Raw genomic sequence first — 6896 nt, 5'->3', positions numbered from 1 at the left:
GGCAATGGCCTCCGAAAGACACCCTGTGAAAGTTTAGAGAGCGATCACAGGGTGTCAGGGGGTAGCCATTTCATTAGGGGATTGCATTCCAACTGTGGGAGCGGGCTTGCTCGCGAAGGGGCCATCAGCAACACAAAAGCTAACGGCTCAAACCCAGGCGTTCATGCCATTGCGCGATGGACTCTTCGGGGTACACATCGAACTGTTTATCCCTTGGCTGCGCCTGGACCTCAACCCACGGCGCCTTCGAACCCAGCATCAGGTGTGTGTGCTCCGGCGGCACCGGCAGCGGCGTGTCGATGGCCGAGGCAAACGGGTGAATCAATTCCGGCCACTGCGGGCTGAACAACCATAAACCCGAGCTGCAGACCGAGCAGAAATGCCGTTCGGCCGTGCTGCTGTGGGCGCGTTTGTCACCTTCGTCCTTGAGCCGCGCGTGGTAGATCGCAATGTGCTTGCGCCCGCGCACCTTCAGGCTGGCGGCATCGCCACCGAGGTTGATCGCATAGCCGCCACCCCCTTGGGGCTTGCGACAGATCGAGCAGTAGCAACGCTGGTAAGGGTAGGGGTGGGCGCTGGTCAAACTGAACGACACCGCACCGCAATGGCAGGAACCTTCGAGTTGCATTGGAACCTCCGGCTGTCTTGAGCGTATCCAAGACAGCCTAGACCGTCGCCGGTCGCCACCGGTTTCAGTTTGAGTGTTCGACAGGCGCCGGGTTTTGGATGGGGGTGAATGGGCGGGCCCCTTCGCTGGCAAGCCAGCTCCTACAGGGGATTGCATTTCAAATGTGGGAGCGGGCTTGCTCGCGAAGAACGATAACGCGGTCCCACTGGACGCCCACCAACGGCCAAGTCAGCATGTCCACCTCGAAACCGGGACATGACCTGATGCGACGATTACCTTCCCTGGCAGCCCTGCGAACCTTCGAATGCGCCGCCCGCCACGCCCATTTCGGTCGGGCAGCGGCCGAGCTGTGTGTCACCGACAGCGCAGTCAGCCACCAGATCCGCCAGCTCGAAGAGCAATTGGGTGTGTCGCTGTTCGTGCGCGAGGGCCGGCAGATTCGCCCGACGCTGGCCGCCGGGCGCCTGATGCAGAGTTTGCAGCAGGCGTTCGAACTGATTGGCGATGCCTGCGATGAACTGCGTGATCCGTCGTCCCTGGCGGTGTTGCGTCTGGCGGTGACCGCCGAGCTGGCGCAAAAGTGGCTGATGAGTCGCCTCACGGATTTCTACGCGCGCTACCCGCACATCACCTTGCACCTGTACGAACAGCCGATCGACGCCACGGCGCCCGGTGAAGACATCGACCTGGCGATCACCTACGGCACTGGCCCGGTGGATAGCACCGCGTATTTCGTCCGGCCGCTGCCGGCGTTGCAGTTCTTCCCGGTGTGCAGCCCCAGCCTGTTCAACCAGGGCACCCTGAAAACCCCGAAGGACCTGGCCCGCCATTGCCTGCTGCACGACGACCAGGACGGCAAGACCTGGACCGCGTGGCTCACCAGCCATGCCGGCGATCAGCGCCCCGACCGGCAGCTGTATTTTGCTCATGCCGGGCTGGCACTCGAAGCGGCGGCCCAAGGGCAGGGCGTGGCCATGGGGGACAACCTGACGGCCCAGGAAGATTTGCTCAGCGGTCGGCTGGTACGGCCATTTACGTCGAGCATGACCGCTTTGGGCCAATATGCACTGGTGTGCGAACGGGTGCGGCTGGAACGTCCGGCAGTGGCGCAGATGCTGGAATGGTTCAACGATCAGTTGCTCGATTGATGAGTTGAATTCAAGTATTCCGCAATAATCATCGTTGGCGAGCCAGTCGCCAACGCCCTTAGCCTGTGGTCATTCCAATCCCTGCTGAAGAGGTTTGACCATGGCCCGTTTGCTCGACACCACTCCCAAACAGGACGGTTTCCGTCTGCCCGGCGAATTCGAAGCCAAGTCCGGTTGCTGGCTCGGCTGGCCGGAGCGCACCGACGTCTGGCGCAACGGTGCCAAGCCGGCGCAGAAAGTCTGGGTGCAGATCGTCACCGCCATTTCCATGAGCGAGCCGGTCACCGTGTGCGCCTCGGCGGCACAGTTCGCCACTGCGCGCCGGCAGTTGCCGCCGCAAGTGCGTGTGGTGGAAATGACCTGCAACGACACCTGGTTCCGCGACAGCGGCCCGTGTTTTGTGGTCAACGATCGGAGCGGCGAAGTGCGCGGCGTCGACTTCGAATTCAACGCTTATGGCGGGCTCGACGGTGGCCTCTACTACCCGTGGGACAAGGACGACCAGATCGCCAGTAAAATCCTCGAAATCGAACGCTTCGACCGCTATCGCGCGCCGTTGATTGCCGAACTGGGCGGCATCCAGAGCGATGGCCAGGGCAGCATCCTGACCACTGAACAGTGCTTGCTCAACCGCAATCGCAACCAGCATCTGGGCAAGGACGAAGTCACCCGCCGCCTGACCGACTACCTCGGCGCCGAGCAAGTGATCTGGCTGCCACGGGGCTGCAAGTTCGACGAAACCGATGGTCATGTCGACGACCTCGCGTGCTTCGTGCGTCCTGGCGAAGTGGTGTTGCAATGGACCGACAATCGCGATGATCCGCAGTGGGAAATCTATCAGGAGGCCTACGACATCCTGCGCAGCACCCGCGACAGTCGTGGCCGCGAGTTGATCGTGCACAAGCTGCCGCAACCGGATGTGCTGGAGTGGACGGCCGAAGAAGCCGAAGGGCTGGACCAGCAGGACAGCACTCACACGCGTCAGGCCGGGACGAAAATCTGCGCGTCGTACATCAACTACTACGCCGGTAACAGATCCATCGTGGTGCCGCTGTTTGGTGATCGTAACGACAAAGTGGCGCAGGCGACCCTGGCCGAGCTGTTCCCTGAACACAACATCGTCGGCATCGAAAACTCCCGGGAAATCCTCCTCGGCGGCGGTAATGTCGCGTGCATCACCATGCCGCAGTACGCTGGCAAAGGAGTGTGAAAATGGGCCTGCACAAACTGACTCAAGCAATACTGCTGGTGCTTGCACCCCTGTGTGTGCAGGCCGCCGATACCGCCAGACCGGTGGTCAATCTGTACATCTGGGGCGAGTACCTGGCCCCGGACACTTTGAAGAACTTCGAGGCGAAAACCGGCATCCATGTGGTGGCCGACCACTTTGATTCACTGGAAACCGTCGAGACCAAATTGCTGACTGGCCGCAGTGGTTACGATCTGGTGTTGACGGCGGGGCAGCATCTGTCGCGAGCCATCGAGAGTGGCGCGGTGCAGACGGTCGACAAGCAGCAACTGCCGCACTTTGCCGGCGTCGGCGAGGAGTTCCGCCAGCACATGGCGGTGTTCGATCCGGGCAACCGCTATGCCGGGATCTACGCTTGGGGCACCACCGGTGTGGGCTATCAGGAGCAGGCAGTCAAACAGCGCTCGCCCGATGCGCCAACAGACAGTTGGGCGATGCTTTTCGATCCGGCCGTGGTCTCGAAATTCGCCGACTGCGGGGTCAGCCTGCTCAACGATCCCAACGAAGTGTTTGCGGCGGTCATGAAGTACATGGGCCTGGACATCAACCGGCAGAGCCTTGATGACTTGAAGCTGGCCGAACAGCAACTGGCGAAGATTCGTCCGTACATTCGCTACTTCGACAACGACCTGAACATCAGCGACCTGGCCAACGGCAATACCTGCGTGGCGATGTCGTGGAACGGCAACGTGGCCATCGCGGCGGGCCAGGCAGAAGCGGCGAACAAACCGTACTCACTGAAATATCGCATTCCGAAGGAGGGCACGTTGATCTGGTTCGATGCCATGGTCATTCCCAGGGATGCGCCGCATCCGAAGGCCGGCCTGGCATTGATGGACTACCTGATGACCCCGGAAGTGATCGCGCCGATCACCGACAGCATCCATTATGCCAATGCGATCACGGCGGCGGACGGCTTGATCGACCCGGCGATTCGCAATGATCCGGGGACGTACCCAACGGCCGAGGTCAGGGCTTCGCTTTACAGCAAGAATGACAATGGCAAGGCGTTCAATCGGGCGCTGATCCGGGCGTTCAGTCGGTTGAAGTCGGGGTTGTAGTAGGTGTTGGTTTTGTGTTGTCCGGGCTGACGCCTTCGCTGGCAAGCCAGCTCCTACGGAACAATGCCAACCTGTAGGAGCTGGCTTGCCAGCGAAGAACGATAACGCGGTCTAACGGCTGGGCACCCGCCACAAATACCAGGAGGCCACCGTCCGATAAGGGCTCCACGCCGATCCGATCTCGATAATCTGCTTGCGCGTCGGCTGCACCTCCAGCCCCTTGAGCCGCCGATAACCCTCACGCACGCCAAAGTCGTCGGCCGGCAGTATATCCGGACGCTCCAGGCTATAGATCAGCAACATCTCTACGGTCCAGCGCCCCACACCGCGCAACGTGATCAAACGCTCGATCAGTGCTTCATCGTCCATGGCCAGCGCCGTGGCGTAATCGGGTACCACGCCGTCCAGCGACGCCTGGGCGATGCCTTGAATGGTGGTGATTTTGCTCGCAGAGAACCCGCAACTGCGCAGTCGGTCGAAATCTGTCGCGACGATCTGTTCAGGCCTGGGAAACGCACCCGAACCAAACAGCGCCAGCAGCCGGCCGACAATCGCATCGCCGGCCTTGGTGTGCAGTTGCTGATAGGCAATCGCCCGCACCAGCGACTCATACGGATCACGCGCCGCATGCGGCTGGTGCAGGCACGGGCCGATGGCGTCGATGTGGCGGCGCCAGTCATCATCGATGGCGGCCAGGAACGCGCTGGCCGCCAGATAGCCGTCGGACATGGGCTCAGGCTTTCCCGGACGGTTTTAACAGGGCGTTGATTTCGCCATAGGTGAAAGCCTTCAGGTCGTGGTTATCGAACTTGCCGGTTTGCAGAAAACTTTTGGCGATGCCGGCCATGGCACCGTAGAGGAATTCGGCGATGCCCGAGCCTGCGGTCAGGCGGCGTACACCGAGGGCTTCAAGCGCTTGGGGCGACGGCAGGCCCGGGAACCCGAGCACATTCAGTGGCAGCGAGGTGCCCTGGCACAGCGCCTTGATCTCGTACTCCGCGGTAGCGCCCGCGGCAAACAGGCCATTGGCACCGGCCGCCTGATACCGCGCAGCGCGCTTGAGGGTTTCCGCGACGCGATCTTCGGCAGGCACCAGGCCCCGCAGGTACACATCGGTGCGCGCATTGATAAACAGGTTCACGTTTCGGCGATCGGCCACCTGGCGCGCGGTTTCAATCTTGCGTGCCAGTAACTCGGGCGGCGAGGCGCCGTCCTCGATATTGATCCCGACAGCACCGGCGGCGATCACGGCGTCAACCACCTGTGCCACCCGTTCCAGGTCATCGGAATAACCGGCCTCAATGTCCACGGTCAGCGGCACCGAAATGACGCGGGCAATCGACTCGACCGTCGAGACCAGACGCTCAAGGGGCAGGGTGTTGCCATCGGGGTAACCATGCACCCAGGCCACCGCCGCGCTGCTGGTGGCCACGGCCTTGTTGCCCAGTTGTTCCACCAACCGCGCCCCGGCGGCATCGGCGACGTTGGTGAGGATCAGCAAGCCATCGTGATGCAGTTGGTGCAGTTGATTGTCGAGCCTGTCCATCGAATTTCCTTCCTTATGAAAAACCTGTGGGTGGGATCAGAACGCCAATTGCTCTGTGAGCTGCACCGCTGCGTTTTCCAGCCTGAGCAGAAACGCCTTGCGCGGCTGGCCTCCAGCGTAGCCGGTCAGCGAGCCGTCGGCGCCGATCACGCGATGGCACGGCACGACAATCGATAAGCGGTTATGCCCGTTGGCCAGGCCCACCGCCCGGCTGGCACCGGGCTTGCCCAGAATCGCCGCGATGGCGCCGTAGGTGGTGGTCCGGCCGTAGGGGATTTTCGCCAGTTCAGCCCAGACCTGACGGGAGAACTCGCTACCGGGCATGTGCAGGGCCACGCTGAACTCAGTGAGCGTGCCGGCAAAATACGCGGACAATTGCTCTTCGATCTGCTGCAAGTGCGCGTTGTGCCCCGGCGCCACGGCATAACCAAAACGGTTTTGCAGCGCTTCGACCGCCGGGCTCAGCGATGCCTGATCGAGAAATTCCAGCAGCACCAGCCCACGCCGTTCGGCCATGGCGATCATCGGCCCCAGCGGCGTGGTCAGGCGCGTGAACAACAACGGCTCGCTGTTGGCTGCGCGGCCCGGGGTGATGTGGAAGGATTTTTGAAAGGCATCGCGAAAACCGCTCAGGGACTCGTAGCCGGAATCGAAGGCGACGTCGTCGATGGAGTCGCCCTGTTTGATCCCGCCCAACGCCATGCCCAGGCGCCGGGTGCGTAGCCACGCATGGAAGGTCATGCCGAAATGCTGCTTGAACCAGCGGCGCAGTTTCAGTGGTTCGATGCCTTCGGCCAGTAGTTGGGCGTCGGTCCAGCGTTGCTCCGGGTCGGCGTCTACCGAGCTGAACAGTTTCTGCACCCAGTCGGGCGCGCTGGCGGCGGTGTCCAGCGGTTTGCAGCGCAGGCAGGCGCGATAACCCGCCGCCAGGCATTCTTCGGCGTTGGCAAAGAACTCGACGTTCGCAGGTTTCGGGCTGCGGGCGGTGCAACCGGGGCGGCAGAAAATTCCTGTGGTCTTGACCGCCGTGAAAAACACCCCCTCGTAGGAGGTGTCTCGCTCGAGCATGGCGCGAACCATCTCGGCACGGGGCGGAAGCAGCGTTTTTTGTAGGTTCATGGGCGCAGCATAGATCGCGGCATGGGCGACCTCCACCGGAAAATCGACAGCGAATTCCGGACTGGAAATTGATTTCACCCTGTGGGAGCGGGCTTGCTCGCGAAGGCGGAGTGTCATTCGACATTGAGGTGACTGACACTCCGCC

General features: G+C 61.9%; 7 protein-coding genes. 3 read left to right on the top strand and 4 right to left on the bottom strand.

Annotated features, from left to right (window positions below; translation table 11 throughout):
• Window positions 1-139: 139 nt before the first annotated feature.
• A complete protein-coding gene (locus AC07XF_RS28650; RefSeq protein WP_495029205.1) occupies window positions 140-628 on the bottom strand; it encodes a GFA family protein in 489 nt (162 codons plus the stop codon).
• 263 nt (window positions 629-891) lie between these two features.
• Here AC07XF_RS28650 and AC07XF_RS28645 point away from each other — a divergent pair, with 263 nt between their 5' ends.
• The 3 genes from AC07XF_RS28645 to AC07XF_RS28635 all read left to right on the top strand — a co-directional run bounded on the left by AC07XF_RS28645 (window position 892) and on the right by AC07XF_RS28635 (window position 4086).
• Window positions 892-1776 (top strand): LysR substrate-binding domain-containing protein, encoded by an 885-nt coding sequence (locus AC07XF_RS28645; RefSeq protein ID WP_495029204.1) that lies wholly within the window; start codon window positions 892-894, stop codon window positions 1774-1776.
• 100 nt (window positions 1777-1876) lie between these two features.
• Window positions 1877-2986 carry an agmatine deiminase gene (aguA, locus tag AC07XF_RS28640; RefSeq protein ID WP_495029203.1) on the top strand — a complete coding sequence of 370 codons (1110 nt, stop codon included), beginning with the start codon at window positions 1877-1879 and terminating at the stop codon, window positions 2984-2986.
• A 2-nt stretch (window positions 2987-2988) separates the two neighbouring features.
• Window positions 2989-4086 carry an extracellular solute-binding protein gene (locus tag AC07XF_RS28635; protein ID WP_495029202.1) on the top strand — a complete coding sequence of 366 codons (1098 nt, stop codon included), beginning with the start codon at window positions 2989-2991 and terminating at the stop codon, window positions 4084-4086.
• A 111-nt stretch (window positions 4087-4197) separates the two neighbouring features.
• Here AC07XF_RS28635 and AC07XF_RS28630 read toward each other — a convergent pair whose 3' ends face one another.
• Genes AC07XF_RS28630 through AC07XF_RS28620 form a run of 3 tightly spaced genes read right to left on the bottom strand, consistent with a single transcriptional unit; the run spans window position 4198 to window position 6751 of the window.
• Window positions 4198-4815 (bottom strand): DNA-3-methyladenine glycosylase family protein, encoded by a 618-nt coding sequence (locus AC07XF_RS28630; RefSeq protein WP_495029201.1) that lies wholly within the window; start codon window positions 4813-4815, stop codon window positions 4198-4200.
• A 4-nt stretch (window positions 4816-4819) separates the two neighbouring features.
• On the bottom strand, window positions 4820-5632 hold the full coding sequence (locus AC07XF_RS28625) for an isocitrate lyase/PEP mutase family protein (RefSeq protein ID WP_495029200.1): 813 nt from the start codon (window positions 5630-5632) through the stop codon (window positions 4820-4822).
• Between the two features lie 36 nt (window positions 5633-5668).
• On the bottom strand, window positions 5669-6751 hold the full coding sequence (locus AC07XF_RS28620; protein ID WP_495029199.1) for a bifunctional transcriptional activator/DNA repair enzyme AdaA: 1083 nt from the start codon (window positions 6749-6751) through the stop codon (window positions 5669-5671).
• Window positions 6752-6896: the final 145 nt, after the last annotated feature.

The organism is Pseudomonas sp. GW821-FHT01C01 (assembly GCF_059422645.1).
The sequence above is the reverse complement of the archived record's forward strand: the minus strand, read 5'-3'. Positions and strand labels throughout refer to the sequence as shown.

Bases quoted from the DNA above. Each gene is read 5' to 3' on its own strand.
- AC07XF_RS28650 (WP_495029205.1), bottom strand. From the start codon at position 628: ATGCAACTCGAAGGTTCCTGCCATTGCGGTGCGGTGTCGTTCAGTTTG.
- AC07XF_RS28645 (WP_495029204.1), top strand. From the start codon at position 892: ATGCGACGATTACCTTCCCTGGCAGCCCTGCGAACCTTCGAATGCGCC.
- aguA (WP_495029203.1), top strand. From the start codon at position 1,877: ATGGCCCGTTTGCTCGACACCACTCCCAAACAGGACGGTTTCCGTCTG.
- AC07XF_RS28635 (WP_495029202.1), top strand. From the start codon at position 2,989: ATGGGCCTGCACAAACTGACTCAAGCAATACTGCTGGTGCTTGCACCC.
- AC07XF_RS28630 (WP_495029201.1), bottom strand. From the start codon at position 4,815: ATGTCCGACGGCTATCTGGCGGCCAGCGCGTTCCTGGCCGCCATCGAT.
- AC07XF_RS28625 (WP_495029200.1), bottom strand. From the start codon at position 5,632: ATGGACAGGCTCGACAATCAACTGCACCAACTGCATCACGATGGCTTG.
- AC07XF_RS28620 (WP_495029199.1), bottom strand. From the start codon at position 6,751: ATGAACCTACAAAAAACGCTGCTTCCGCCCCGTGCCGAGATGGTTCGC.